This window comes from Caulobacter sp. FG121 (assembly GCF_057809815.1).
In genome coordinates, this window is sequence record NZ_JBMDKR010000006.1 from 64,024 (window position 1) to 90,208 (window position 26,185).

A 26,185-nucleotide genomic window follows, 5' to 3' on the forward strand; every position below is an offset into this window, starting at 1 on the left:
CCCATGTTCTTGATCTGTTCAAATACACTTTTAACGGGTGACAAGGACAAGATCATGGTGGGATTGTTCCGGGCTTCGTCGGCGGTGATGCTGGCCGCCGCCTTTCTGGCAGGTTGCGACGGCGGGGCGTCCGCCGTGCCGGTCCATCAGGCGGCATCGGCCCCGCCCGCCCCCGCCCCCATGGCGGGGACGGATGAGGCGCCTGCAGCCTCCGACGCGCGCTCGGCGCCGGTCCGGCGCATAGATGGCAAGCCGATGTGGTCGGCCAGTCGCCGCTTCACCGCCGAGCAGAACGCCGAGCGCAACTTCCAGCGCAACGGGGCCGACTTCGGCGCCCGATCGCTCGACGCCTATGTCAGCAAGGCGCATGCCTTCGTGACGAAGCCGCCGCGGGGCGCCCAGACCCTGACCCGGGCCAACGGCGACACCCTGATCTATGACCCGGGCAGCAATGTCTTCGCGGTCGCCACCCGCGACGGGGCGCCAAGGACGATGTTCAAGCCGGACGACGGGGCCGCCTACTGGGCCAAGGTGAAGACACGCGAAGCCGAGGGCGGGGCAAGGCGGTCGCGGTCGCGGGACGACGGGTAGAACCTTCCGTGCGCCTGGCGCGAGTGCGGGAGGCGGGCCACGCGAAGCGTGGTGGAGAGGGAAGCGCCGTCGATGACCGACAAGGTCCGTGCTCGCCGAAGGCGGGGCATGGCGGACCGCTCCTGATGTCTTGACGGCCAGTGTTGCTCCGACGGACGGCCTGCTCAAGGACCGCTTCGCGGCCGCGTAGCGGCGACCCCGCAGGGGTCGTCCTTGACCAGGACTGCCGTCCGGAGCGCATCATTCCATCAAGACCAAAGGGCGATTGTACAATGGCGCAAGGGCAAGCGCCCTCTACCCCAGCAGCCGCGCCACAACGAACGCCAGTCCGGCGATCAGCGCGCCGGCGGCCAGCCAGACAAGGCCGGACGGCCCCTCGACCGGCGCGACGACGACGGGCCGCGCTGCATTCTCCTCGGCCATCCGCGCGATGGCCCTCAGGGCGCGGACGGCCTCGTCGGCGAACTCCTTCACCCGGGCGACGGGCGACAGTTCCCGGGCGATCCAGCGGCGCACGACAGGATCGGCGGCGGCCCACAGGTCGTGGTCCGGCCACAGCCGCCGAGCGACGCCCTCGACGGTGACCATGGTCTTCTGCAGCAGAACCAGCTCCGGCCGCAGGCGCATGTCGAACAGGGCGGTGATCTCGAACAGAAGCGACAGCAGCCGGCTCATGGACAGCTCGCTGGCCGCCCGACCAAACACCGGCTCGCCAACCGCTCTAAGGGCCTGCGCGAACGCCTCAGGGTCATGGTGCGCCGGCACGTAGCCCGCATCGAAGTGGGCCTTCGAGACCCGGGCGTAGTCGCGGGTGAGAAAGCCGTAGAGGATCTCGGCCAGATAGCGCCGCGTCCCGGGCGAAAGCCGCCCGACGATGCCGAAATCGACCGCCACGATGCCCGTCGGCGGGACGACGAACAGATTTCCCTCGTGCAGGTCGGCGTGGAAGACACCGTGGTCCAGCGCCTGGGCGAGGAAGGCCCGGATCAGGTTGTCGGCCACGGCCTTGCGGTCGAGCCCCGGCGCGTCGAGCGTCGCCAGGTCGGACAGCGGCAAGCCGTCGACCCACTCCAGCGTCAGCACCCGTTTGGCCACGCCGTCCCAGATCACCTGCGGCGCGCGCATCCAGCCGTCGCGGTTCATGATGTCGGACAATTCGGCGGCGCCGGCCGCCTCGAACCGCATGTCCAGCTCCAGCTGCAGCGAGCGGATCACCGTCGTGGCGAAGGCCGCCGGCTCCAGCCGCCGGGCGGGCGGGATCAGCGCCTCGATGAGTCCGGCGGCCATCATCAGGGTGGCGCTGTCGTCGGCGATGCGCCGCTCGATGCCCGGCCGCAGGACCTTGACCGCGACCTCCCGGCCGTCGGCCATCGTCGCGCGATGCGCCTGGGCCAGCGAAGCCGCCCCGACCGGCTCGCCGAACACCGGGAACAGCACGTCCACGGGCTTGCCCAGCTCCCGCTCGATCTCGGCCCGCGCCTCGGCGGTCGGGAACGGCGGCAGGGCGTCCTTCAGGTGCGCCAGATCGGTGGCGAACACCGTCCCGAAGATATCGGCCCGGGTGGAAAGAACCTGGCCCAGCTTGATCGCCACCGGCCCCAGCCGCTCCAGCGACCGCGCCAGTCTTTCTCCCGGCCGGCCCTGCCGGGCCTGTCGGCCGGCGAACAGCCGCAGGGCGCGCGCCAGCGTCCGGACGCCCGGCGGCAGAACGTCGTCCAGCTCCCGCGGGATCAGCGCATCGGCGCGGATCAGGGTCCAGCCGGCGGCCAGCAGTCGGAAGAAGGCGGACAGGCCCATGCCCTAAGCCGCATCCCCGGCGAAGGCCGGGGCCCAGTTGCAGGCGTCGGATTTCGAATTCCGACCTGAATACCGCGGCTGGATCTGGGTCCCGGCCTTCGCCGGGATGAGCGGATTTTTGAAACGCATGCCCCTAGAGAACCCGCCCCGAGTGCAGGGCCGCTACGCCGCCGGTGAAATTGGAATAGCTGACGCGGCTGAAGCCGGCCTGTTCGATCATCCCGGCGAAGGTCTTCTGGTCCGGGAAGCGGCGGATGCTTTCGACGAGGTATTGGTAGGACTCGCGGTCGCCCGCCACCCATTCGCCGATCTGCGGAATGGCCTTGAACGACCAGGCGTCATAGGCGGTGCGCAGGGCGACGCCGGTCGGCCGGCTGAACTCGAGGCAGACGAACCGCCCGCCGGGCTTCAGGACCCGCTTCGCCTCGCGCAACGCGGCGGAGACGTCGGTCACATTGCGGATGCCGAAGGCGATGGAATAGGCGTCGGCGCTGGCGTCCGGCAGCGGCAGCCGCTGGGCGTCGCCCACGGCCCAGCAGATCTCGGGCGGCGCGCCCTTTTCCCGGCCCGCCGCGATCATCTCGGCGTTGTAGTCGATGATGTGGATGGTCGCGTCGTCGCCGCCCCGGCGCTCCTGCGCGGCCCGGGCCAGTTTCGCGTAGCGACGGGCCATGTCGCCTGTGCCGCCGGCCACATCGAGGATCACCTCGCCGGGTTGCGGGTTGAGGCGGGCCGCCGTGGCGTCCTTCCAGATGCGATGCACGCCCGCGCTCATCAGGTCGTTCATCAGGTCGTAGCGGCTGGCGACGCGGTCGAAGACCCCGCGCACGAGGCCGGGCTTCTCGGTCGGATCGACGTCGCGATAGCCGAAGGTGGCGCTGCTCTGGCTCATGGCCTTGCTCATAGACCCGCGCGGGCAGGTCGGCTAGCCAAGACCCCATGCCTGAGTTGCCCGAAGTCGAAACCGTCCGCCGGGGCCTGTCGCCCGTGCTGGAGGGCGCGCGCCTGACCCGTGTCGAGCAGCGGCGACCGGACCTGCGCTTCGCCTTCCCCCAGGACTTCGTCCAGCGGCTGACCGGCGCGACGATCGAGCGGCTCGACCGACGGGCCAAGTACCTGCTTGGCCACACCGATCGCGGCGATGCCCTGGTCATGCATCTGGGCATGACCGGCCGGTTCGAGATCGAGGCGGCGGAGGGAACCGTGCGGCCGGGCGAGTTCGTCTACGCCAGCCCGCCGGACCCGAAGCATGCCCACGTCGTGTTCGAGACCGAGCGCGGGGGCCGGGTGACCTACTATGACCCTCGCCGGTTCGGCTTCATGGGCCTGATCCCGGGCGCCGACATCGCGGCCCACCCCTGGTTCGCCGGCATGGGTCCCGAGCCGCTCGGTCCGGACTTCACGCCCGCGCTGCTGGAGAAGGCTTTCGCGGGCCGCAAGCAGAACGCCAAGGTGCTGCTGCTCGACCAGCGGATCGTGGCCGGGCTGGGCAACATCTATGTCTGCGAGGCGCTGCACCGGTCTGGCATTTCGCCGTTGAAGCCGGCCGGGAAGATCCCGAGAAAGGCGCTGCCAGGCCTCGTCGCTGTGATCCGCGAGGTGCTGGAAGAGGCGATCGCCGCCGGTGGTTCAACCCTGCGCGACTTCGCCTCGACCGACGGAGCGCTTGGCTATTTCCAGCACAGCTTCCAGGCCTATGGCCGCGAGGGCCAGCCCTGCCTGAAGCCGGGATGCGGCGGGACCATCGAGCGGATCGTCCAGGGCGGCCGGTCGACGTTCTGGTGCGCGACCTGCCAGCGGTAGGGGGCTCCTCGGCGAGCCAGGGCACAAGTCGACCTGATGTCTTGATGAGCATTCTTTGCTCGGGCGGGTCTCTGCTCAAGGACCGCTTCGCGGCCGCGTAGCGGCGGGCCTGCAAGGCCCGTCCTTGACCAGGGACCCGTCCTGAGCGGACCATTCCATCAAGGCCTTCAGGGCGTATCAGCATCACGTTGGGTTCAGTCCTCGCCATGAATATCCGCTGGATCTCCGCCCTTGCCCTGCTGTTCGGCCTGCAGTTCGCCACTCCCGCCGTCGCCGAGCCGCCGGTCTGGACAGTGAAGGACGCGGACTCCACGATTGTGATGTTCGGCGCCGTCCATGTGCTGCCGAAGGACCTGGCCTGGCGGCCGAAAGCGCTTGATGACGCCCTGGCCCACGCCGACGACCTCTGGTTTGAGACGCCCGTCGATCCCGCCAGCCAGGCGGAAGCCTCCAGCGCCGCCCAGGCCCGGGGTTACCTGCCCGAGGGGCAGACGCTGGAAGCCCTTCTGACCCCGGCCGGCCGTGATCGTCTGATCCGGCTAACGGGACGGCTGGGGCTCGCCCCCGGCGCGCTCAGCCGCGTGCAGCCCTGGCTGGCCGACGTCACGCTCGGCGTCATGGCCCTCAACCAGCAGGGCGCCTCGGTCGACAGCGGCGTCGAACGCACCCTGGTCGCGGCCGCCCCGCCGACGGCCGCGCGCAAGGCCTTCGAGACCTCAACCCAGCAGATCGCCTTCTTCGCCGATGCCCCACTGGCCGACCAGCTGGCCTCGCTGGAGGACACCCTCAGGCAGCTCGATGAGGACCCCGACTTCTACACCCGCCTGATCGACGCCTGGGCCCGGGGCGACACCCAGGCGCTGGTGACCCTGGGCCTCACCCCGATGAAGCAGGTCTCGCTGCACCTCTACGACGCGCTGATCGTGCTGCGGAACCGGCGCTGGGTGGAAACGATCGCCGCGCGCATGGCCGGCTCGGGCCAGACCGTCATCGTGGTCGGTGTCGGCCACCTCGTCGGCCCCGACAGCGTCCCGGCCATGCTGCGGGCGCGCGGTTTCACGGTCAGCGGCCCCTGAACAAGCCGCTTGAGCCGACGCGAGCACGGAGGCACAACCGGGGCATGACCTATCAGACCCTGATCCTCGAAACCCCGTCCGACGGCGTCCTCCTCATCCGGCTGAACCGGCCCGAGGCGCTCAATGCGCTGAACAGCGAACTGCTCGGCGACCTGGGCCAGGCGCTCGACGCGGCCGGCGCAGACCCGGCAGTGCGCTGCGTGGTGCTGACCGGCTCTGACCGGGCCTTCGCCGCCGGCGCCGACATCAAGGAGATGTCGGACAAATCCTACGCTCAGATGATGACGCTCGACTTCTTCACCGGAGCCGCGCGCAAGATCGAGCAGTTCCGCAAGCCGATCATCGCCGCGGTCAGCGGCTACGCCCTTGGCGGCGGCTGCGAGCTGGCGATGATGTGCGACTTCATCATCGCCTCGGAGACGGCGAAGTTCGGCCAGCCGGAGATCAATCTGGGCGTCTCGCCGGGCATCGGCGGCACCCAGCGTCTGACCCGCTTCGTCGGCAAGGCCAAGGCGATGGACATGATCCTCACGGCCCGGATGATGGACGCGGCCGAGGCCGAGCGCGCGGGCCTCGTCTCGCGGGTCACACCGGTGGACAAGCTGATTGAGACCGCGCTCGAGGCCGCCGCGAAGATCGCCGGCCATTCGACGCTCGCCGTGCTGATGAACAAGGAACTGGTCGAGGCGGCCTACGAAACCACCCTGACCACGGGCGTGGCGCTCGAACGCCGCCTGTTCCACAGCCTGTTCGCCTTCGAGGACCAGAAGGAAGGCATGGCGGCTTTCGTCGAGAAGCGGAAGCCCGACTTCAAGGGACGATAGGAGCGACCCCGCCGGCCAGGATCGGCGCGGCCTCCGGGCCAGCCAGCCATTTGGCCAGCTTCAGCGCTCGCCACTGATCGGGGCCCCAGCCCTTGGTCACGAGGATCTGCATGGTCCCTGCGCCGATCTGCGCCTGCCAGCGATGTTCGAGTCGCACATAGCCCAGCCTTTGAAGGCGGTTGGCTATCAGGCCCTGACCGGTCACCACGAGGGTGTTGGCTTCGCTTTCAGCGCGGTCGAGCAACTCGGCAGGGTCGGACTCGGTCAGCACGGGTGCGACCGGGATCGGAGATTTCGACAGCGCGCGCGCCACCGCCTCTCCCAGACCCGTATCGCAGAGAACAGTCTGACGCGTGACGGCGCCCGAGCAGCCCGCGAGGGCGAGGGTCGAGAGAAGGAAAACGCGGCGATCCATGCCGCCACTCTACATCGTCATGCCGGATCGACCAGAGTCGCATTGACCGGCTCGGGGCCTTCCTGTATTTGCCCGCCCTTCGATTTATCCGGCGTGCGCGTCTTTCGCGAGCGCCCCGTCCGTTCTGAGGTTCTACAAGCCCATGGCCAATAATCCCGGCGCCAAGAAGGCGATCCGCAAGATCGAGCGCCGCACCGAGGTCAACAAGGCCCGTCGGTCGCGCGTGCGCACCTTCCTGCGCAAGTTCGATGAAGCCCTGGCCGCCGGCGACGCCGCCGCCGCCAAGGCCGCCTTCGTCGTCGCGCAGTCCGAACTGATGCGCGCCGTGTCGAAGGGCGTGGTTCACAAGAACACGGGTTCGCGCAAGGTTTCGCGCCTGAACGCCCAGCTGAAGAAGCTGTCGACCGCCGCCTGATTTCGGCGTTCGCCGAAACAGGACGGTCGTCGCCGTTCGCCTCAAAATTCGGCATTCTGATCAACCGGCGGGCGCCCTGTGCACCCGCCGGTTTTTCGCGTCCGCAATTCGCCTGTGCGGCGAATTCCCACAGGCTCGCCGACGTTGTTAACGGATTCCCTTGCGGCGCGAGGGGGCCTCGTGAGTCAACAGAAATATCCGCGTCCGGACTCAAATTTCACGTTTGACCCACCGTTTTTGGGGCCGCTAGTGTGAAGTTCTCGACGCTTGGTCCTCTTCCTTTTTTGGGTATGAGATTGGCGGCGGCGGATGTCATGCATCCGCCGGCTAAGAGACTGACTGTGTTGGGTATTCTGACTTCTCCACCGTGGGGGCGGAGGGGTGTCGCGGGTTCGGCGTGGATTTGAAACGGGTGGGGCTGATGACTTCTTTGGGCGGGCAAACGATGCCGTCGCTGACTCCTGCTGGCGCGATCTGGACGAAGGCCTGTCTGGCCCTTCGCCGGGAGCTCGGCGAGGCCGCGTTTGGCTCGTGGCTGGCCCAGGCGGCGCTGCGCGAGATCGCTGACGGCCGCATCGTGCTCGTCACCCCGACCGGCGTGGCCCGCGACTGGATTCGCCGAAACGCCTGGCGCCGTATCGGCGAGCTGTGGGCCGAGCATGATCCCGCCGGCCGCAGTCTTGATCTGAAATCCCGCATGGAGTTCGAGGCTGACGCCGGCGGTCTGGACATCATCGCCGAGGCGATCGAGGTCATGGACCCGGTCGCCACGGACGCCCCGAGGATCGCCCCGACCCCGAGCGCACGGCCGACGCGGGTCGCCGGCCTGCAGGAACGCTTCACCTTCGACAGCTTCGTGCCGGGCCCGGCCAACGAGTTCGCCCATGCCGTGGCGCGCCGCGTGGCGTCCTGGGCCGACGGCCACTTCAACCCGGTGGTGATCCACAGCGGTTACGGCTTCGGCAAGACCCACCTGCTCAACGCCATGGCCTGGGAGGCCATGCGCGCCGCGCCGGAGAAGCGAGTCGTCTATCTCAGCGCCGAACGGTTCCTGTCGACCTTCGTGCGCTCGGTGATGGATCGCTCCACCGCCCTGTTCAAGGAAGAGCTGCGCGCGGCCGATCTGCTGCTGATCGACGACGTGCATTTCGTGGCCGGCAAGCAGTCGACGCAGGAAGAGCTGTTCCACACCCTGACCGCCCTGATGGAGGACGGCCGCCGCGTCGTCTTCTCGGCGGACCGCCCGCCGGCCCAGATCACCGAGATGGATGCGCGCCTGCGCAGCCACCTGTCGGCGGGTCTGGTCTGCGGCATCGAGCCGGCCGACCGGACGCTGCGCATGGGCATCCTTGATCGCAAGCTCACGGCCCTCGGCCGTCAGGGCGGCTTCACCGCCCAGGCCAAGCCCGAGGTGATGCAGTTCCTCGCCGACCGTTTCACCGACAGCGTGCGCGAGCTGGAAGGCGCCCTGAACACCCTGGTGGCCCGCATGGGCAGCCAGGTGGCCGGCCTGTCTCTGGACGAGGCCCAGGCCATCCTGCGGCCGCACCTGCGCGGCGCGGAAAAGCGCATCACCATCGACGACATCCAGAAGGCCACGTCGGAACATTTCGGCCTGCGCCAGGCGGACCTCATCTCCGAGCGTCGCAACCGCTCGGTGGCCCGCCCCCGTCAGGCGGCCATGTGGCTGGCCAAGCAGCTGACCACCCGGTCGCTGCCGGACATCGGCCGGCGCTTCGGCGGCCGCGACCACACCACGGTGCTGTACGCCGTGCGTCGCATTGAGGCGCTCAAGGCTGACGATCCCCAATTGTCCCGCGACCTGGAAGCCCTGACGCGGAAGCTGCGGGGGTAACCACAGACGCGTCATGGCCCGGCCTGTCCGGGCCAACCATGAACACGACGATACGGAAAAGGGCGCAGCTTGTCGGCTGCGCCCTTTCTTGTGATGGGTCACGCTTGGATGGCCCGGACAAGCCGGGCCATGACGACAGTGGGGCCTACGGCTTCACGCCGTGCTCGTAGAAGTAATCGATCATCTTGCGCCAGCCGTCCTGGGCCGCGGCCGCGTCATAGCTGGCGCGGTAGTCGGCGTGGAAGCCGTGCTGGGCGTCGGGATAGACGATCAGGTCGGAACCGGTCTTGCGGGTCGCCTTGAGGGCCGCGCGCATCGCCTCGACATCGGTTTGCGGAATGCCCTGATCCTTGCCGCCGTACAGGCCCAGCACGGGCGCCTTGAGCGATCCGACCAGCTCAAGCGGCCATTGCCGCTCGGGCTCGGACAGGAACTGGCCGGCGGCCGGGCGTGACAGGCGGCCATACCAGGCCACGCCGCACTTGAAGGCGCGGAAGCGCTCGCAGGCCAGCCAGACCTGCGCCCCGCCCCAGCAGAAGCCGGTGATGGCCTGTTTGCGCTTGTTGACGAAGGGCTGGTCCGCCAGCCAGTCGATGGTCGCCTTGATGTCGTTCATCGCCTGGGCGTCGGTGACGGCCGCGACGATGTTGCGGATCTGCGTGAAGTCCACGAGCGGAGCCGGATCACCGTAACGCACGAACAGGTCAGGGGCGATCGCCACATAGCCTAGCTTGGCCAGCCGCCGGCAGGTGTCGCGGATGTACTCGTGGATGCCGAAGACCTCCGACACCACCAGAACCGTCGGTCGTCGGCCGCCGCCGTCGGGACGGGCGACGTAGGCCGGGATGTCCCGGTCGCCGGCGGGAATCTGCACGACGCCTTCGACCAGGCCTTCCTCGTCGGTGTGGATCGGCTCGGCGGAGGCCGAGACCGCGGCGGCGGCATAACCGGCGAAAAACAGCGCCGGCAGGGCGCGGCGGGAGATGTCGAAGTCGCGCGGCTCCGAACCCTCGGGGCGGGTGAGCGTCAGCATGGCGGAGTTTCCTCGTATCGTTGCCGCCACCCTAGCGCCGGACCAGCGGGGTAGGGAAGCGCTCAGGCCGGGCGGGCCCGGCGCAGGGTCAGGTTGATCCGCCCGCCGCCCGGAACGAGCCGGGAAGACCCGGCGATGGTCCTGTCGACGCCATGGAACGCCAGACGGGACGCCCCGGCCAGCAGGCAGACGTCGCCCGACGCGAGCCGAACGGACCGCGTCGGGTCCGTCCGCTTTAGCCCGCCGATGCGAAAGATCGCGGTATCGCCGAGCGACACGGACAGGACTGGAAACCCGAAGTCGTCCTCGTCCTGGTCGCGGTGCAGACCCATCTTCGCGCCCTCGCGGTAGAGATTGACCAGGCAGGCGTCCGCGGGAACCACAAGATCGGCCAGTTCGGTCCAGAGGTCGCTCAGAACGTCCGGCAGGGGCGGCCAGGGCGCGCCCGTTTCGGGATGGCGGGCCTCGTACCGATAACCCGACGCGTCGGAGATCCAGCTGAGCGGACCAAGCCCGGTCATGGCCACGCTCATGGCCTTGCCGCCCGGCGTTATCTGGTGACGGAACGGCGCCACGGCCGCGGCAGCCAGCACCGTGTCGACCAGCGCGGCCTGGGCCGCCGGATCCAGTCGCCCGGGGATCAGGGTGAAACCTGACAAATCCTTCATGATCGGCTCCGCTCAGGTCAGTCTAACGTCCCCGCCGTCAGAATGGGGAGAGTTCGCGTGATCCAGCGCATCGGAACGATCATGGGGCTGGCGGCGACGCTGCTGCTAGCCGGATGCGGCGACAAGGCCGGGCCCGCGCGCCATGTGCTGCCGACCGACGTAGTCCCCGTTCACTACGACATCGCCGTGCGCCCCGATGCGACAGCCCTGAGCTTCAGCGGCACGGTCGGCGCGGATGTCGAGGTTGTCCAGCCGACTGCGGCGGTGACCCTCAACGCCGCGGACCTGACCTTCGGCGCGATCCAGCTGGACGGCGCGACTGTCTCACCGAAGGTGACCTACGACGACAAGGCCCAGACCGCGACCCTGACCTTCTCCGGCCCGCTGACCGCCGGCAAGCACCGGCTGGCCATCGACTACAGGGGCAAGATCAACCAGCAGGCCTTTGGTCTGTTCGCCATCGACTATGACACGGCCCAGGGCGGCAAGCGCCTGCTCGCGACCCAGTTCGAGTCGCCCGACGCCCGCCGGTTCGCGCCGATGTGGGACGAGCCGGCGCTGAAAGCGACCTTCAAGCTGACGGTCGACGCCCCGACGGCGGACATGGTCGTGTCCAACATGCCGGCGGAGACGACAACGGCGCTCGAGGGCGGCCTGACCCGCACGACCTTTGCGGTCTCGCCCAAGATGAGCTCCTATCTCCTGTTCCTCGCGGTCGGCGACTTCGAACGCGTCAGCCGCAAGGTCGGGGATGTCGATGTCGGCGTGGTGGTCAAGCGCGGCTCGACCGGCGAGGCCGGCTTCGCGCTCGACGCGGCCGAGCAGCTCCTGCCTTACTTCAACGATTACTTCGGCACGCCCTATCCCCTGCCCAAGATGGACCTGGTGGCCATTCCGGGCGGCGCCTCAAGCTTCTCGGCAATGGAGAACTGGGGCGCGATCCTCTATTTCGAAAAGGCCGTGCTGGTGGACGCCCGCGTCTCGAGCGAGGCCGACCGCCAGGGCGCCTTCAGCACCATCGCCCACGAGACGGCGCACCAGTGGTTCGGTGATCTCGTGACCATGAACTGGTGGGACGATATCTGGCTGAACGAGGGCTTCGCCTCCTGGATGGCGTCCAAGGCAATGGACCATTTCCATCCGGAATGGTCGACCGCCCTGCAGAGGATGGCGTCCCGCGACGGCGCGATGAACCTCGACGCCCAGGCGGCCACGCACCCCGTCGTCCAGCCGATCGCCGACGCCCGTGACACGGCCTTCGACACGATCAGCTACCAGAAGGGCCAGGCGGTCATCACCATGGTCGAGGCCTGGGTCGGCGAAGATCACTTCCGCGACGCCCTGCGCTCCTACATGAAGAAACACGCCTACGGGAACACCGTGAGCAGCGACCTGTGGGCCGCGGTGGAAGCTGCCTCGGGCCAGCCGATCCGTCACATCGCCCATGACTTCACGGCCCAGCCCGGTGTGCCCCTGATCAAGGTGGCCAGTCTGGGCTCGGCCTGGCGCCTCACCCAGCGCCGCTTCGGCGTGGACGCGCCCTCACGCGAACCCCTGACCTGGTCGACGCCCGTGGCGGCGTCCTGGCCCGGCCTGAAGACCGACTGGCGCGGCATGGTCTCGATGCGCCAGCCGGTGCGGCTGACGGGCCCGGCGGGCGCGCCACTGCTCGTGAACTTCGGCCAGACCGGCTACTTCCGCACCCTCTATGACGACAGGGCCTTCGGCGCGCTGCGGGCCGGTTTCGGCGGGCTAGCGCCGGCCGACCAGCTCGGCCTGCTCTACGACTACTGGGCGTTCGGCCAGGAAGGCGCCGCGCCGATCAGCCGCTGGCTCGATCTCGCCTCCAGTCTGCCGGCGACGGCCGATCCCGTGGTCTGGATGCAGGTCGTCGACGTCCTGGGCCAGATCGACCGCCTCTATGACGGCGACCGCGAACAGGCGGCCTTCCGGAGCCGCGCCCGCGCCATGCTGGCCCCTGTCTGGGGCCGGATCGGCTGGACGCCGGTTGCCGATGAGCCGGCCACGGCGATCCTGCTGCGCGCCAGGCTGGTCGAGAGCCTTGGCCGGTTCGACGACGGCGCGGTGATCGCCGAGGCTCGCGCCCGCTTCGCCCGCATGGACTCGGATGCCGCCGCCCTGCCCGCGGCGGTGCGGGAGCCCGCCCTGACTGTGGTCGCCATGCATGCCGACCCCGCGACATGGGAGCGGATCCACCAGATGGCGTTGGCGTCGACCAACGCGCTCGAGAAACAGCAGTTGTACGGCGTGCTGGGCGAGACGCGCGACAGGGCGCTGGCGCAACAGACCCTGGTGCTGGCGCTGGGCGCCGAGCCGCCGACCACGCTGCGCCAGAATATCCTGCGCGGCCCGTCGACCAACTTCACGGCCATGACCTGGGCGTATCTCAAGGCCAACAAGGCGCGCGCCGACGCGCTGTTCGCACCGGGGACGATGGTCGAGATGCTGCAGCGGATCACGCTGGGCTGGACTGACGCGACCATCGCCAACGAGGCGCTCGCCATGGCGAAGGCCGAAGGCGAGGTTCCACCCCGGCTTAAGGCGTCCCTGTCGGCGGCGGTTTACCGTGCGAAAGTGCGGCGCGAACGGCTGGACGATATCAGCGCCTGGGTCGCCAGGGCCGGATGACGGCCGACGACCTGAATTACGGCTGGGCGGGGGAGCTGTCCGCTCGCCCCGCCCGGGGAATCCCCCCCGGGTTCCCTGACCGTCGCCTGCCTCAGTCTTCGGTGTAGCGGTAGGACGAGATCTTGCAGACGTCGACGCGCTGGCGAACCAGGGAGTCGCCATCGTCGAACACGGCCTTGAAGTCGTACAGGCAGTAGCCCGAGCCGTCGTCGATGTTGACCGTGACCGAGCCGCCCGGCTTCAGCACCGAGCTGCCCAGGATGTCTTCTTCCCAGGACGTGGCGTTCACGTTGGACGCATAGAACCGCACGATGATGTGGCGGGTCTCGTTGATGATCCGCACGCGGCGGTCTTCGGCGGAAGCCATGCCGGGCGTCAGCGCCGTGGTGGCGACCATGACGGCGAGCGCGAATCCGGCCTTGAGCCGGGTAGACAGGGTGACCATTTTTCCCTCCTGAAAAGTGCCCCTCGAACAGCCCGAAAACGGCCACAATTCAGGGTCCCCGCCATGCCCCAAACGGGGGGCTCCCGTGCGACCTGCCCAAAGCCCCCAATTTGATCGGGGTTTTGCTCTTGCGGCAGGCGCCCCGCTTCCCATATGGCGGTCTGAACAAGGGCTTTCCCCAAACGGAAAGTCTCCCATTTTTCAGTCCAGAGGATCCAACCGGGGACGGAAGAGAAAAACCGGGGCGCTTCTTGAAAGGCCCTCGTCACCGCCGTCCGCCAGTCAGGGAGCTAGAGAGACCTCATGAGCAAGATTATCGGCATCGACCTGGGAACGACCAACTCCTGCGTCGCCATCATGGACGGCAAGACGCCCAAGGTGCTCGAGAACGCCGAAGGGGCCCGGACCACGCCGTCCGTCGTCGCCTTCCTCGAAGACGGCGAGAAGCTTGTCGGCCAGCCCGCCAAGCGTCAGGCCGTGACCAACCCGACCAACACCCTGTTCGCCATCAAGCGCCTGATCGGCCGCTCCTACAGTGATCCGGTGGTCGACAAGGACAAGGGCATGGTGCCCTACGAGATCGTCAAGGGCGGCGCCGGCGACGCCTATGTCCGCGCCGTGGGCAAGGACTACAGCCCGCAGGAAGTCTCGGCCTTCATCCTGATGAAGCTCAAGGAAGACGCCGAGCGTCACCTGGGCGAGAAGGTCACCAAGGCGGTCATCACCGTCCCGGCCTACTTCAACGACGCCCAGCGTCAGGCGACCAAGGACGCCGGCCGCATCGCCGGTCTGGAAGTCCTGCGCATCATCAACGAGCCGACCGCGGCGGCGCTCGCCTACGGCCTGGACAAGAACGACGGCAAGAAGATCGCGGTCTACGACCTCGGCGGCGGCACCTTCGACGTCTCGATCCTCGAGATCGGCGACGGCGTGTTCGAGGTGAAGGCCACCAACGGCGACACCTTCCTCGGCGGCGAAGACTTCGACCTGCGGATCGTCGACTTCCTGGCCGACGAGTTCAAGAAGGAAACCAGCACTGACCTGCGCAAGGACAAGCTGGCTCTGCAGCGCCTGAAGGAAGAGGCCGAAAAGGCCAAGAAGGAGCTGTCGACGACCACGCAGTACGAGGTCAACCTGCCGTTCATCAGCATGAACGCCAGTGGCCCGCTGCACCTGAACATCAAGCTCTCGCGCGCCAAGCTGGAAGCCCTGGTCGAGGATCTGATCGTCCGCACGATCGGCCCCTGCGAACAGGCGCTCAAGGACGCCGGCATCAAGAAGGGCGACATCGACGAAGTCATCTTGGTCGGCGGCATGACCCGCATGCCCAAGGTGGTCGACGCGGTGAAGAGTTTCTTCGGCCGTGAGCCCCACCAGGGCGTGAACCCGGACGAAGTCGTGGCGCTGGGCGCCGCGGTCCAGGCCGGCGTGCTTCAGGGCGACGTCAAGGACGTGTTGCTGCTGGACGTCACCCCGCTGACGCTGGGCATCGAGACGCTGGGCGGCGTGTTCACCCCGCTGATCGAGCGCAACACGACGATCCCGACCAAGAAGAGCCAGACCTTCTCGACCGCCGACGACAACCAGTCGGCCGTGACGATCCGGGTCTTCCAGGGCGAGCGTCCGATGGCGCACGACAACAAGATGCTGGGCCAGTTCGACCTGGTCGGCATTCCGCCGGCGCCGCGCGGCATTCCGCAGGTCGAGGTCACCTTCGACATCGACGCCAACGGCATCGTGCACGTCACGGCCAAGGACAAGGCGACCAACAAGGAACAGTCGATCCGTATTCAGGCCAACGGCGGCCTGTCGGACGCGGATATCGACAAGATGGTTCGCGAGGCCGAGGCCAACCGCGCCGAGGACGAGAAGCGCAAGGCCGGCGTGGAAGCGCGCAACCAGGCCGACGCCGTGATCCACTCGACCGAGAAGGCCATGGCCGAGCACGGCGACAAGGTCACCGCCGATGAGAAGACGGCCATCGAGACGGCCATCGCCGACCTCAAGGCGGTGCTCGACGGCGGCGACTCCGACGAAATCGGCGTCAAGACCAAGGCCCTGATCGACGCGTCGATGAAGCTCGGCGAGGCGATGTACAAGGCCCAGCAGGGTGACGGCGACAGCGCCGAGCAACCCTCGGACGACGGCGTGGTTGACGCCGAGTTCGAGGAAGTCGACGGCGACGACAAGAAGTCGGCGTGACCCCGATAGCCCGCCCGGCTTGCCTGGCCCCAGGCTTGCAGTCGGGCGGGCGATCTCCCACCTCAGGGATTGCTCGGTTTTTCGGTGATGCCGGCTGATGCGTGACTATTACGAAATTCTGGGCGTCGATCGCGGAGCCGACGACGCGGCGCTGAAAAGCGCCTTCCGCAAGCAGGCGATGGAGCACCATCCCGACCGCAATGGCGGTTGCGAGGACTCCGAGGCCCGCTTCAAGGAAATCAACGAAGCCTATTCGGTCCTTTCCGACCCGCAGAAGCGCGCGGCCTATGACCGTTTTGGCCACGCCGGCGTCAATGGCGCGGCGGGCGGCGGCGGGGCCCAGGGCTTCGGCGATGTGCACGACATCTTCAACGAGGTGTTCGGCGACGCGTTCGGCGAAATGTTCGGCGGCGGCCGCCGGCGGCAGAACAACGGCCCGGCCAGGGGCCAGGACCTGCGCTACGACCTGGAAATCACCCTTGAGCAGGCGTTCGCCGGCTCGGAGGTCGAGATCACCGTCCCGGCCTCGATCACCTGTGAGACCTGCGAAGGCTCCGGCGCCAAGCCGGGAACGGCGCCCACCGTCTGCGGCAGTTGCGGCGGCGCGGGCCGGGTGCGCGCCACCCAGGGCTTCTTCGCCATTGAACGCACCTGCCCCCGCTGCGGCGGTTCCGGCAAGCTGATCCTCGACCCGTGCAAGAGCTGCAGCGGCCATGGCCAGGTGCGCCGCCAGCGCACCCTGCAGGTCCGCATCCCCGCCGGCGTCGACGACGGCGCCCGCATCCGCCTCGCCGGCGAAGGCGACGCGGGCCAGCGGGGCGGTCCACGCGGCGACCTCTACATCTTCCTGTCCGTGGCGCCCCACGACCTGTTCGAACGCGACGGCCTGGACCTGCTCTGCACCGTGCCCGTGCCGATGTGCACCGCGGCGCTGGGCGGCGAGATCGAAGCCCCCTGCCTGACCGGTGGTGAAGACTGCGACGGCGAGTGCCGCATCCCGGTCAAGGTCCCGGAAGGCACCCAGACCGGCCGCACGGTCCGCCTCAAGGGTCGCGGCATGCCGTCCCTGCGCGGACGCGAACGTGGCGACCTGCTGGTCGAGATGTTCGTCGAAACCCCGACCCACCTTAGCGCCCGGCAGAAGGAGCTGATGCGCGAACTGGCCGAGACCTGCGGCGAGCAGCAGCATCCGAAGGCCGCCGGCTTCATGGGCAAGGCCAGCAAGTTCTGGGGCGGCGTGACCGGCAAGGCCTAGCGGCCGCGATCCCGGCCAAAGATCCAGTAGGCGCCGATCAGAAGGGCCAGCAACAGGATCGCCCCGCCGGCCAGGATCAGCGCCGCCACGAAGAACCACCGCCTTGCCTGGACCGGTATGGTGATGCTCATCGGCGGCGGTGGGCTGTAGACGACGGGAATCCGGACGACCGCCCCATCGACTGGAACCCCGTCCCGGGTCTGTGGCGTCATGCGGAATTTCGCCGCCAGCTTCAGGGTGGCGTCGCCGAAGCCCTCGCCGGGCGGCGATTCCGATACCACCGCGCAGTCACTCAACCGTCCATCGAGCTTGACCTTGCAGACGATCGTGGCCCGTCCGCCCAGTCCCTTTCTGGCGGCCCGCTCGGGATAGTCACGCGCCAGATCGTCTCCGGACGGCTTTTCGGCCCAGTCGGGGTTGGTGATGCGCGGAATCGGGGCCTCTGGCTCGGCGGCTGTGGCGGCGGTCGCCAGCAACAGGCTGCATAGGACCAGCGCCAACCTTCTGATCCCTCGCACGACCGCCCCGCTCCACTTGCGGTCGCGAGCGTTTCACAGGACCGCCGCGCGAGCAACAGCGTCACCTCCGAAACCCTTAACGCCCTCCGCGAACCCGGCTAGGGTCGGCCGCAATGAACGCCCCGCTCTCCCCCGGACAGACCGCGCCCGACGCCGCCGGCGCCACGCCCGTCATGGCTCAGTATTTCGAGGCCAAGTCGCGCCAGCCGGACGCCCTGGTGTTCTTCCGCATGGGCGACTTCTACGAGCTGTTTTTCGAGGATGCGATCAAGGCCGCCGCCGCGCTCGGCATCGCCCAGACCTTTCGGGGCACGCACAACGGCCAGCCGATCCCCATGGCCGGGGTCCCGGTCCACGCTGCGGAAGCCTATCTCGCCAAGCTGATCCGCGCCGGCTTCAAGGTCGCCGTCTGCGAGCAGATGGAGAACCCGGCCGAGGCCCGCAAGCGCGGCTCCAAGGCCATCGTCCACCGCGATGTGGTCCGTATCGTCACGCCCGGCACCCTGACCGAGGACGGCCTGCTCGATGCGCGTGGCGCCAACCGGCTGGCGGCCATCGCGCTGCGCGGCGGTCAGGCGGCCGTGGCCAGCGTTGAGCTGTCGACCGGCGAGGTGGAGAGCCTGCTGATCGCGCCTTCGGGCCTGTCGGCGGCGCTGGCGGCGCTGCAGCCGTCCGAGATCCTCGTTCCCGACCGTCTGTTCGCCGATGAGACGGTCAATCTGGCCCTCAAGGGGGCCGGTGGTCTGGTCCAGCCTGTAGCCCAGGCGCTGGCCGAACCGGCCGCCTCCGAGGCGCGACTCAAGCGGCTCTATGGCGTCGACACGCTCGACGGCTTCGGCGGTCTTGCGGGCGCCGAGATCTCGGCCCTTGGCCTGATCGCCGCCCATCTGGAGATGACCCAGGCCGGCAAGCTGCCGGCCCTGTCGCCCCCGCGCCGCGCGGGCGAGGCCGACGTCATGGCCATCGACCCCGCCACCCGCACCAGCCTCGAGATCGAGCGCACCACCGGCGGCCAGCGCGAGGGCTCGTTGCTGGGCAGCATCGACCGCTGTGTCACCGCCGCCGGATCGCGGATGCTGGCCGCGCGTCTGGCGAGGCCGCTGCTGGACCCGGCCGCGATCGATACGCGTCTGGACGCCATTCAGTGGCTTCTCGAACGTAGGCAGCTGCGTGAACGGCTGCGCGACGCCCTGAAGCGGTCCGGGGACCTGGCCCGCGCCCTGTCACGGCTGGCGCTCGGCCGGGGCGGACCGCGCGACCTCGGCGTGCTGCGCGACGGCCTGAAGACCGGCGAAGCCCTGTCCGGCCTCGTCGTCGACGCGGGCGACAGCCTGACCGCCCCCCCGTTCGAGATCGAAACGGCCCTCGCGGCGGTCAATCCGTCCCTGTCGGCTGACCTGTCCGGCCTGCTTGCCCAGCTGGAGACCGGCCTCGGCCCAGATCTGCCGGCCCAGGCCCGCGACGGCGGCTTCGTCGCCGCCGGCATCCGGCCCGAACTGGATCAGGCCCGCGCCCTGCGTGACGACAGCCGCCGGGTGATCATCGCCCTGGAAAGCCGACTGGCGGCGGACAGCGGCGTGCCCTTGAAGATCCGCCACAACGCCGTGCTCGGCTATTTCGTCGAGACCACAGCGGGCAAGGCCGACCCGCTGTTCCAGCCGCCGCACAACGCGACCTTCATCCACCGCCAGACCCTGGCCAACCAGGTGCGGTTCACCACCGTCGAGCTGGCCGACCTGGACGCCCGCATCGCCCAGGCCGGGGAGCGGGCGCTTGCGATCGAGGTCGCCACCTTCGAGGCCTGGCGCGAGGCCGCCTGCGCCCTTGCCGCGCCGCTCCAGGCCGCCGCCCGGGCTCTCGCCACCCTCGATGTCGATGCGGCCCTTGCCGAATGGGCCGAGGACCAGCAGGCTGTTCGCCCCGTCGTCGACAAGGGCTTCGGCTTCGACGCGAAAGGCGGCCGTCATCCGGTGGTCGAGGCCGCCGTGAAACGGGCGGGCGAGCCCTTCACCCCCAACGACTGCTGTCTCGACGGCTCGGGCGAGACGGGCGCGCGTCTGTCGATCGTCACGGGCCCGAACATGGCCGGCAAGTCGACCTTCCTGCGCCAGAACGCCCTGTTGGCGGTGATGGCCCAAGCCGGCTGCTTCGTGCCGGCAAAATCCCTGAAGATGGGCGTCGTCGACCGGCTGTTCAGCCGCGTCGGCGCCGGGGACGACCTGGCCCGCGGCCGCTCGACCTTCATGGCCGAGATGGTAGAGACCGCCGCCATCCTGACCCAGGCTACGCCGCGCAGCTTCGTCATCCTCGACGAGATCGGCCGGGGTACCGCCACCTGGGACGGCCTTGCCATCGCCTGGGCCTGCGCCGAGGCCCTGCACGGCGTGAACCGGTCCCGCGCCCTGTTCGCCACCCACTATCACGAGCTGGCGGCGCTTGAGGACCGGCTGAGCTACGTCTCCAACCTGTCCATGCGGGCCAAGGAGTGGAACGGCGATCTCGTCTTCCTGCACGAGGCCGGCCCCGGCCACGCCGACCGCAGCTACGGCGTTCAGGTGGCCAAGCTTGCCGGGGTGCCGCCGGCTGTCGTGGCGCGAGCCCGCGAAGTGCTGGAACGCCTGGAAAGCGAGGCGGAGTCCCCCGCGCGCCTCGAAGGCCTGCCCCTGTTCGCCTCCGTCGCCCCAACCCCGGTGAAACACGGGCCGAGCCCGGTTGAGGAAGCTCTCAAAGCCCTGGAGCCTGACGGCATGAGCCCCCGCGAGGCGATGGAAGCGCTCTATCGGCTAAAAGGCATGCTGTAGACGCCTTCGCCCGGTTCAACCCGTTGCGCGGCCCCGTGTTGCAGCGCACATAAGGACCATGGCCACTCGTCTTCGCCCGACCCGCCTGGAACATGTCGTCGACGGCGTCGCGCTGCGTGCGCGCCTCACGGCCGCCGCCCATGACGCGTCAGGCAATGAGGCCGAGCAGCGCAAGCTGGCCCTGGACATCCTCAAGGCGGCCCTGTTTCGCGGCCGGATGATCGCCAAGGAACGTCTGGAGAACGGCGCCGGCGGGGTCGAGACGGCCCGGCTGCTGTGCGGCGTCACCGACGAGGTGGTCACCGCCCTCTATGATTTCACCACCGTGCACATGTTCCGCGCCCGCAACCCGACCGAGGGCGAGCGGCTGTGCGTGCTGGCGGTCGGGGGATACGGCCGGGGCGTGCTGTCCCCTTACAGCGACCTCGATCTGCTGTTCCTGCGCCCCTACAAACAGACCGCCCACGCCGAGAGCGTCATCGAGTTCATGCTCTATGCGCTGTGGGATCTGGGCTTCAAGGTCGGCCACGCCTCGCGGACGGTCGAGGAATGCGTGCGGCTCTCGAAGGAGGACTTCACCATCCGCACCTCGATCCTCGAGGCCCGGCGCCTGACCGGCGACGAAAGCCTGGCCGAGGACCTGAAGAAGCGGTTCCGCAACGACGTGATCCGCGGCACCGGCGCCGAGTTCGTCAGCGCGAAGCTGAAGGAGCGTGACGATCGCCACAACCGCGCCGACAACAGCCGCTACATGGTCGAGCCCAATGTCAAAGAGGGCAAGGGCGGCCTGCGCGACCTGCACACCCTGATGTGGATCGCCGAGTACCTTCACCCGGTCGACAAGCCGGAGGAGGTCTTTGCCCTCGGCTATTTCGATCGCCGCGAGGTCGCGGCCTTCGTGCGGGCCTTTGATTTCCTGCATGCGGTGCGGGCGCACCTGCACTTCGCCACCGGCCGGCCGGAAGAGCGGCTGACGTTCGACCTGCAGCCGGAAATCGCCCGGCGGATGGGCTTTGGCGATCGCGCCGACAACCCCGCCGTCGAGCGCTTCATGCGGCGCTATTTCCTGATCGCCCGCGAGGTCGGCGCCCTGACCCGCACTTTTTCGGCCAAGCTGGAGACCGAGCACCTCAAGGCTCAGCCGAAAGGCCTCTCACGGTTCCTGCCCGGCCGGGCGGCGCCCAAGCGCAAGCCGCTCGACGTCGCCGGCTTCCACGAGGATGGCGGGCGCCTGAACATCGACGGGCCGGAAGTATTCGAACGCGACCCGGTCGACCTGATCCGCATCTTCCGGCTGGCCGACCAGCGCGATCTGGACCTGCATCCGGACGCCTTCACGGCCGTCACCCGTTGCCTGCCGCTGATCACCGTGAAGACCCGCCGCGATCCGGAGGCCGCCAAGGCCTTCCTCGACATTCTGGCGCGAGGAAAACGGACCTACCGCACCCTGATGCTGATGAACGAGTCCGGCGTGCTGGGCCGCTTCGTGCCGGAGTTCGGCCGGATCGTCGCCCAGATGCAGTTCAACATGTACCACTCGTATACGGTGGACGAGCACACCCTGAAGGCCGTCGGGGTCATCGCCGACATCGCCGAGGGGCGGCTGGCGCAGGACCATCCGCTGGCCGTGTCGATCATGCCTCTGATCGACGATCGCGAGAGCCTGTTCCTGGCGATGCTGCTGCACGACACCGGCAAGGGCGGGGCCGGCGGCCAGGAAAAGGCCGGCGCCCGCGCCGCCCGCTCGGCCTGCGAGCGTCTGGGCCTGGAGCGAACCAAGATCGAGCTGATCGCCTGGCTGGTCGAGCATCACCTTGTGATGAGCGATTTCGCCCAGAAGCGCGACGTGACCGATCCGGCGACCGTCGCGGCCTTCGCCAGCATCGTCGAGAACCCCGAACGCCTGCGCCTCCTGCTGGTCCTGACCGTCGCCGACATCCGCGCCGTGGGTCCGGGCGTCTGGAACGGCTGGAAGGGCCAGTTGATGCGCGAGCTCTACGCCGCGACAGAGGCGACCTTCCGGGGCGGCCGGGGCTCGGACCCCGCGGCCAGCGCCCGCCGGCATCAGGAATCCGTCGCCGCCGCGGCCCGCGCCGCCCTGATCGAGGCCGACCCCGCCTCCAAGGGCTGGGCCGGGTCGATGGAGGACGCCTATTTCACGGCCTTCACCCCGGACGAGCTCGCCAGTCATGCGGCGCTGGCTCGACGTGCGTCCCTGCAGGGCGGAGCGGCCGCCGACGCCCGGATCCGCGTCGACAGGAACACCGCCGAGATCGTCGTCGCCGCCAAGGACCGCCGCGGTCTGTTCGCCGACCTGGCGCTTGCGCTGTCAGGGCTGGGAGGCAACGTCGTCGGGGCGCGGGTGTTCACCTCCGGACAGGGGCAGGCGCTCGACGTGTTCCATGTCCAGGACGTCACCGGCGCGCCGATCGGCGGCGACAACCCGCGTATCCTGCGCAGACTGGCCGACAGCCTGGAAGCGGCCGGTCGCGGCGAGGCCCCCAACTTCGAGGCCCGCAAGAGCGGTGAGACCGGCCGGTCGGCGGCCTTCTCCATCTCGCCGACGGTCATGCTGGACAACGACGCCTCGGCGGAGTCGACCGTGGTCGAGGCCTCCGGCCGCGACCGCCCCGGCCTGCTTGAGGCCCTCGCCCGCGCGGTGGCTGACGCCGGCCTGTCGATCACCTCGGCACACATCGACGGCTACGGAGAGCGGGCTGTCGACGCCTTCTATGTCCAGACGCCGGGCGGCGGAAAGCTGACCGACGCCAAGCGATCCGCCGCCCTCAAGGCCGCCCTGATGGAGGTGCTGGAAGCCGAGGAGTCGGGCCAGGCCCCGCGGGGTCGGCCGAGACTGGAACGCGCCAGGGCCAGCATCGGACGGTAGACGCCCCATCTCTCCACCTCGCGGAGAGCATTTTCGGCGCCGAAATTGTGGCCTTTTCGCCCGACCGGCGCGCCCGTCTTGACCGTCCGTTTCGGCCAGCGCACAAGCGCCCGGTGAGCACCGAACAGCCGTCCCGACCCGTGAAACCTGCGAAGGGCGGCCTGATCCGCTCGTCCATGGTCTTTTCCAGCCTGACTTTGGTCAGCCGCTTCATGGGCCTGGCCCGCGACCTGTTCATCACCGCCCGGCTGGGGGCCAGTTCGACCCCGGCGGCGGACGCCTTCAACACCGCCCAGTCCTTCCCCAACCTGTTCCGACGCATCTTCGCCGAGGGCGCCTTCACGGCCGCCTTCGTGCCCGCCTATTCCAAGGTGCTGGCCAGCGAAGGACAGGACGCCGCCGACAACCTCGCCACCGACGCCCTGGCGACCCTGGCGGCCATCACCCTGGTCCTGACCATCGGCTTCCAGCTGGCCATGCCGTGGCTGATGCTGGTGATCAACCCGGGCTTCGGGTTCAACAGCGAGAAGTACAAGCTGGCGGTGGCGCTGACCCAGATCAGCATGCCCTACCTGCCCTGCATGGCCATCGTGGCGCTGCTGTCGGGCGTGCTCAACGCCGGCGGCCGCTTCGCCCTGTCTGCCGCCGCCCCGACCGTGCTCAACGCCGTGATCCTGGTCGCCGTGATCCAGCCGCGCGACGCCATCGGCTCGGCCTACGCCGCCAGCTGGGCCATCCTCATCGCCGGGCTCCTGCAAGCGGCCCTGCTGTGGTGGGGAACGCGGCGCACCGGCGCGAAAATCCGCCCGACGATCCCGCGCCTGACGCCGGAGATCAAAGCCCTGATCGCCGTGGCCATCCCCGGCGCCATCGCCGCCAGTGTCACCCAGGTGAACATCTTCCTGTCGGGCATCATCGCCAGCCAGGAGAACGGCGCCCGGACATGGCTTTCGGTCGCCGACCGCTTCTACCAGCTGCCCCTCGGCCTCGTCGGCGTGGCCATCGGCGTGGCCCTGCTGCCGTCGCTGTCGCGCGCCATCAGCATCGACGACAAGGAAGAGGCCCAGCGCACCACCGACCAGGCGATCGTCTTCGCCATGGCCCTGACGCTGCCCGCCGCGGCCGTGCTGATGGCCATGCCGCACTATCTGATCGACGGCCTGTTCCAGCGCGGCGAGTTCGGCCCCTTTGACGCCGAACAGACCGCCAAAGCCCTGTTCCACTATGGCTGGGGCGTGCCCGCCTTCGTGCTGGCCCGGGTGCTGTCGCCGGTGTTCTTCGCCCGGCACGACACCAAGGCGCCGATGCGGTTCGCCCTCATCAGCGTGTTCGTCAACATCGGTCTCGGCGCGACCCTGTTCTACACCATCGGCTTCGAGGGCATCGCCGCGGCGACGGCCTTCGCCTCCTGGCTCAACGTCGCCCAGATGGTCCACGCCCTGCGCAAGCGCGGCGACTGGACCCCCTCGGCCGCGGCCTGGAGCAAGCTGGCCCGCATCGCCGTGGCCAGCGGCGTGCTCGGTGCCGTGCTGTTCAGCGCCCAGCTGTTCCGCGCCCAGCTGGAAGCCCCGCTGCATGGTTTCCGCATGATCGGCCTTGGGCCCAAGGAAATCACCGTCCTGCTGCTCTGCATGGCCGGGGCGGCGCTCTACCCGATGTTGCTGCTCGGCTCGGGTGGCGTGACGATCGCCGAGGTCAAGGAAGCCCTGCGCCGCAAGCCGGGTGCGACCGCGGCGCCGCCGGCGGACTTGCTCTAGGCTCGCGCCTGCCGTATCGAGCGGCCATGGTCTTCGCGGCACATACCCCGCGCCGATGGCGCAGCATCTGACACCTGTCCGCCGAGCTTCGCGCGGCCCGTATCGTCGCGCGCCCAACGACCTGCCATTCAAGAAGACCGATCCATGACCGATCAGCCTCCCGCCCCCTATGCCGGCCCGCAACGCGTGCTGTCCGGCGTCCAGCCGTCCGGCGCCCTGCATCTGGGCAACTATCTCGGCGCCCTGGTGAAGTTCGCCCGTATGCAGCACGAGGCCGAGTGCCTGTTCTGCGTCGTCGACCTGCACGCCATCACGGTGTGGCAGGACCCGGCCCAGCTGACGGCCCAGACCCGCGAAATCGCCGCGGCCTACATTGCCGCCGGCGTCGACCCGGCCAAGGCCAGCATCTTCCCGCAGTCGGCGGTCAGCGCCCATGCGGAACTGGGCTGGATCCTCCAGTGCGTCGCCCGTCTCGGCTGGCTCGACCGGATGACCCAGTTCAAGGAGAAGAGCGGCAAGCACAAGGAGCGCAGCTCGGTGGGGCTCTACACCTACCCGGTGCTCCAGGCGGCCGACATTCTGATCTACAAGGCCACGCATGTGCCGGTCGGCGAGGACCAGAAGCAGCACCTTGAACTGACCCGCGACATCGCCGCCAAGTTCAATCACGACTTCGACCGGCCGGGCTTCTTCCCGCTGCCCGAAGGCGTGATCGAAGGCCCCGGCGCGCGGATCATGAGCCTGCGCGACGGGTCGCAGAAGATGAGCAAGTCCGATCCGTCGGACAACTCGCGCATCAACCTGACCGACGACGCCGACGCCATCGCCCAGAAGATCCGCAAGGCGAAGACCGACCCCGAGCCGCTCCCCGAGACGCTCGAGGACCTCAAGGCCCGACCGGAAGCCGACAATCTGGTGGGCATTTACGGGGCGCTGGCGGAGATGACCCGGGCGCAGGTGCTGGCCGAGTTCGGGGGCAAGGGCTTCGGAACCTTCAAGCCGGCGCTGGCGGACCTGGCGGTGGCCAAGCTGGGCCCGGTCAGCGATCGCATGCGTCGCCTGATGGCCGACCCTGCCGAGATCGACCGCATCCTCGCCGCCGGCGCCGACAAGGCCCGCGCGGTGGCGGCGCCGACTCTGGACGAGGTGAAGAAGATCGTCGGCTTCTGGCGCTGAGGCATTGTGCGTCCTTCG

20 protein-coding genes are annotated in these 26,185 nt (G+C 68.8%); 13 read left to right on the plus strand and 7 right to left on the minus strand.

Annotated elements, in window-relative coordinates; translation table 11 throughout:
• Positions 1 to 54: 54 nt before the first annotated feature.
• On the plus strand, positions 55 to 591 hold the full coding sequence (locus tag ACODSL_RS15065) for a hypothetical protein (protein WP_488901529.1): 537 nt from the start codon (positions 55 to 57) through the stop codon (positions 589 to 591).
• 294 nt (positions 592 to 885) lie between these two features.
• Here ACODSL_RS15065 and ubiB read toward each other — a convergent pair whose 3' ends face one another.
• Positions 886 to 2,388, minus strand: coding sequence for a 2-polyprenylphenol 6-hydroxylase (ubiB, locus tag ACODSL_RS15070; RefSeq protein ID WP_488901530.1), 1,503 nt, complete (start codon positions 2,386 to 2,388; stop codon positions 886 to 888).
• Positions 2,389 to 2,521: 133 nt separating this feature from the next.
• Positions 2,522 to 3,280, minus strand: coding sequence for a class I SAM-dependent methyltransferase (locus ACODSL_RS15075; RefSeq protein WP_488901531.1), 759 nt, complete (start codon positions 3,278 to 3,280; stop codon positions 2,522 to 2,524).
• Positions 3,281 to 3,327: 47 nt separating this feature from the next.
• On the opposite strand from ACODSL_RS15075, the gene mutM reads away from it, so the two are divergent.
• The 3 genes from mutM (at position 3,328) to ACODSL_RS15090 (ending at position 6,091) form a co-directional block, all read left to right on the plus strand.
• Complete coding sequence (mutM, locus tag ACODSL_RS15080; RefSeq protein ID WP_488901532.1) at positions 3,328 to 4,191, plus strand: bifunctional DNA-formamidopyrimidine glycosylase/DNA-(apurinic or apyrimidinic site) lyase; 864 nt, start codon at positions 3,328 to 3,330, stop codon at positions 4,189 to 4,191.
• A gap of 206 nt (positions 4,192 to 4,397) precedes the next feature.
• On the plus strand, positions 4,398 to 5,267 hold the full coding sequence (locus ACODSL_RS15085; protein ID WP_488901533.1) for a TraB/GumN family protein: 870 nt from the start codon (positions 4,398 to 4,400) through the stop codon (positions 5,265 to 5,267).
• A 44-nt stretch (positions 5,268 to 5,311) separates the two neighbouring features.
• Positions 5,312 to 6,091, plus strand: coding sequence for an enoyl-CoA hydratase (locus tag ACODSL_RS15090; RefSeq protein WP_488901534.1), 780 nt, complete (start codon positions 5,312 to 5,314; stop codon positions 6,089 to 6,091).
• On the opposite strand, the gene ACODSL_RS15095 is transcribed toward ACODSL_RS15090, so the two are convergent.
• On the minus strand, positions 6,078 to 6,506 hold the full coding sequence (locus ACODSL_RS15095; RefSeq protein WP_488901535.1) for a hypothetical protein: 429 nt from the start codon (positions 6,504 to 6,506) through the stop codon (positions 6,078 to 6,080). The genes ACODSL_RS15090 and ACODSL_RS15095 overlap by 14 nt on opposite strands.
• 142 nt (positions 6,507 to 6,648) lie before the next feature.
• Here ACODSL_RS15095 and rpsT point away from each other — a divergent pair, with 142 nt between their 5' ends.
• Together rpsT and dnaA are read left to right on the plus strand one after the other, a co-directional pair.
• Positions 6,649 to 6,921 (plus strand): 30S ribosomal protein S20, encoded by a 273-nt coding sequence (gene rpsT / locus ACODSL_RS15100; RefSeq protein WP_488901536.1) that lies wholly within the window; start codon positions 6,649 to 6,651, stop codon positions 6,919 to 6,921.
• Positions 6,922 to 7,342: 421 nt separating this feature from the next.
• Complete coding sequence (dnaA, locus tag ACODSL_RS15105) at positions 7,343 to 8,776, plus strand: chromosomal replication initiator protein DnaA (RefSeq protein ID WP_488901537.1); 1,434 nt, start codon at positions 7,343 to 7,345, stop codon at positions 8,774 to 8,776.
• A 145-nt stretch (positions 8,777 to 8,921) separates the two neighbouring features.
• Here the strand turns inward: dnaA and ACODSL_RS15110 are convergent, their stop codons facing one another.
• Positions 8,922 to 9,809, minus strand: coding sequence for a dienelactone hydrolase family protein (locus ACODSL_RS15110; RefSeq protein ID WP_488901538.1), 888 nt, complete (start codon positions 9,807 to 9,809; stop codon positions 8,922 to 8,924).
• Positions 9,810 to 9,871: 62 nt separating this feature from the next.
• Entirely contained in the window at positions 9,872 to 10,477 is a 606-nt protein-coding gene (locus ACODSL_RS15115; protein WP_488901539.1) for an alpha-ketoglutarate-dependent dioxygenase AlkB, read from the minus strand.
• Positions 10,478 to 10,534: 57 nt separating this feature from the next.
• Here ACODSL_RS15115 and ACODSL_RS15120 point away from each other — a divergent pair, with 57 nt between their 5' ends.
• Positions 10,535 to 13,126 (plus strand): M1 family metallopeptidase, encoded by a 2,592-nt coding sequence (locus tag ACODSL_RS15120; RefSeq protein ID WP_488901540.1) that lies wholly within the window; start codon positions 10,535 to 10,537, stop codon positions 13,124 to 13,126.
• A gap of 91 nt (positions 13,127 to 13,217) precedes the next feature.
• On the opposite strand, the gene ACODSL_RS15125 is transcribed toward ACODSL_RS15120, so the two are convergent.
• Positions 13,218 to 13,571: a hypothetical protein gene (locus ACODSL_RS15125; RefSeq protein WP_488901541.1), complete on the minus strand. Its 354-nt coding sequence runs from the start codon at positions 13,569 to 13,571 to the stop codon at positions 13,218 to 13,220.
• A gap of 303 nt (positions 13,572 to 13,874) precedes the next feature.
• Between ACODSL_RS15125 and dnaK the strand changes: the two genes are divergently transcribed.
• Complete coding sequence (gene dnaK / locus ACODSL_RS15130) at positions 13,875 to 15,773, plus strand: molecular chaperone DnaK (protein ID WP_488901542.1); 1,899 nt, start codon at positions 13,875 to 13,877, stop codon at positions 15,771 to 15,773.
• Between the two features lie 97 nt (positions 15,774 to 15,870).
• Positions 15,871 to 17,028 (plus strand): molecular chaperone DnaJ, encoded by a 1,158-nt coding sequence (gene dnaJ, locus ACODSL_RS15135; protein ID WP_488901543.1) that lies wholly within the window; start codon positions 15,871 to 15,873, stop codon positions 17,026 to 17,028.
• Here the strand turns inward: dnaJ and ACODSL_RS15140 are convergent.
• Positions 17,025 to 17,528 (minus strand): energy transducer TonB, encoded by a 504-nt coding sequence (locus ACODSL_RS15140; protein ID WP_488901544.1) that lies wholly within the window; start codon positions 17,526 to 17,528, stop codon positions 17,025 to 17,027. The genes dnaJ and ACODSL_RS15140 overlap by 4 nt on opposite strands.
• 131 nt (positions 17,529 to 17,659) lie before the next feature.
• Between ACODSL_RS15140 and mutS the strand changes: the two genes are divergently transcribed.
• The 4 genes from mutS (at position 17,660) to trpS (ending at position 26,167) form a co-directional block, all read left to right on the plus strand.
• Entirely contained in the window at positions 17,660 to 20,347 is a 2,688-nt protein-coding gene (mutS, locus tag ACODSL_RS15145) for a DNA mismatch repair protein MutS (RefSeq protein WP_488901545.1), read from the plus strand.
• A 58-nt stretch (positions 20,348 to 20,405) separates the two neighbouring features.
• Positions 20,406 to 23,234: a [protein-PII] uridylyltransferase gene (locus ACODSL_RS15150; RefSeq protein WP_488901546.1), complete on the plus strand. Its 2,829-nt coding sequence runs from the start codon at positions 20,406 to 20,408 to the stop codon at positions 23,232 to 23,234.
• Positions 23,235 to 23,374: 140 nt separating this feature from the next.
• Complete coding sequence (gene murJ / locus ACODSL_RS15155) at positions 23,375 to 24,991, plus strand: murein biosynthesis integral membrane protein MurJ (protein WP_488901547.1); 1,617 nt, start codon at positions 23,375 to 23,377, stop codon at positions 24,989 to 24,991.
• A 144-nt stretch (positions 24,992 to 25,135) separates the two neighbouring features.
• Positions 25,136 to 26,167, plus strand: coding sequence for a tryptophan--tRNA ligase (gene trpS, locus ACODSL_RS15160; protein ID WP_488901548.1), 1,032 nt, complete (start codon positions 25,136 to 25,138; stop codon positions 26,165 to 26,167).
• The last annotated feature ends 18 nt before the right edge of the window (positions 26,168 to 26,185 follow it).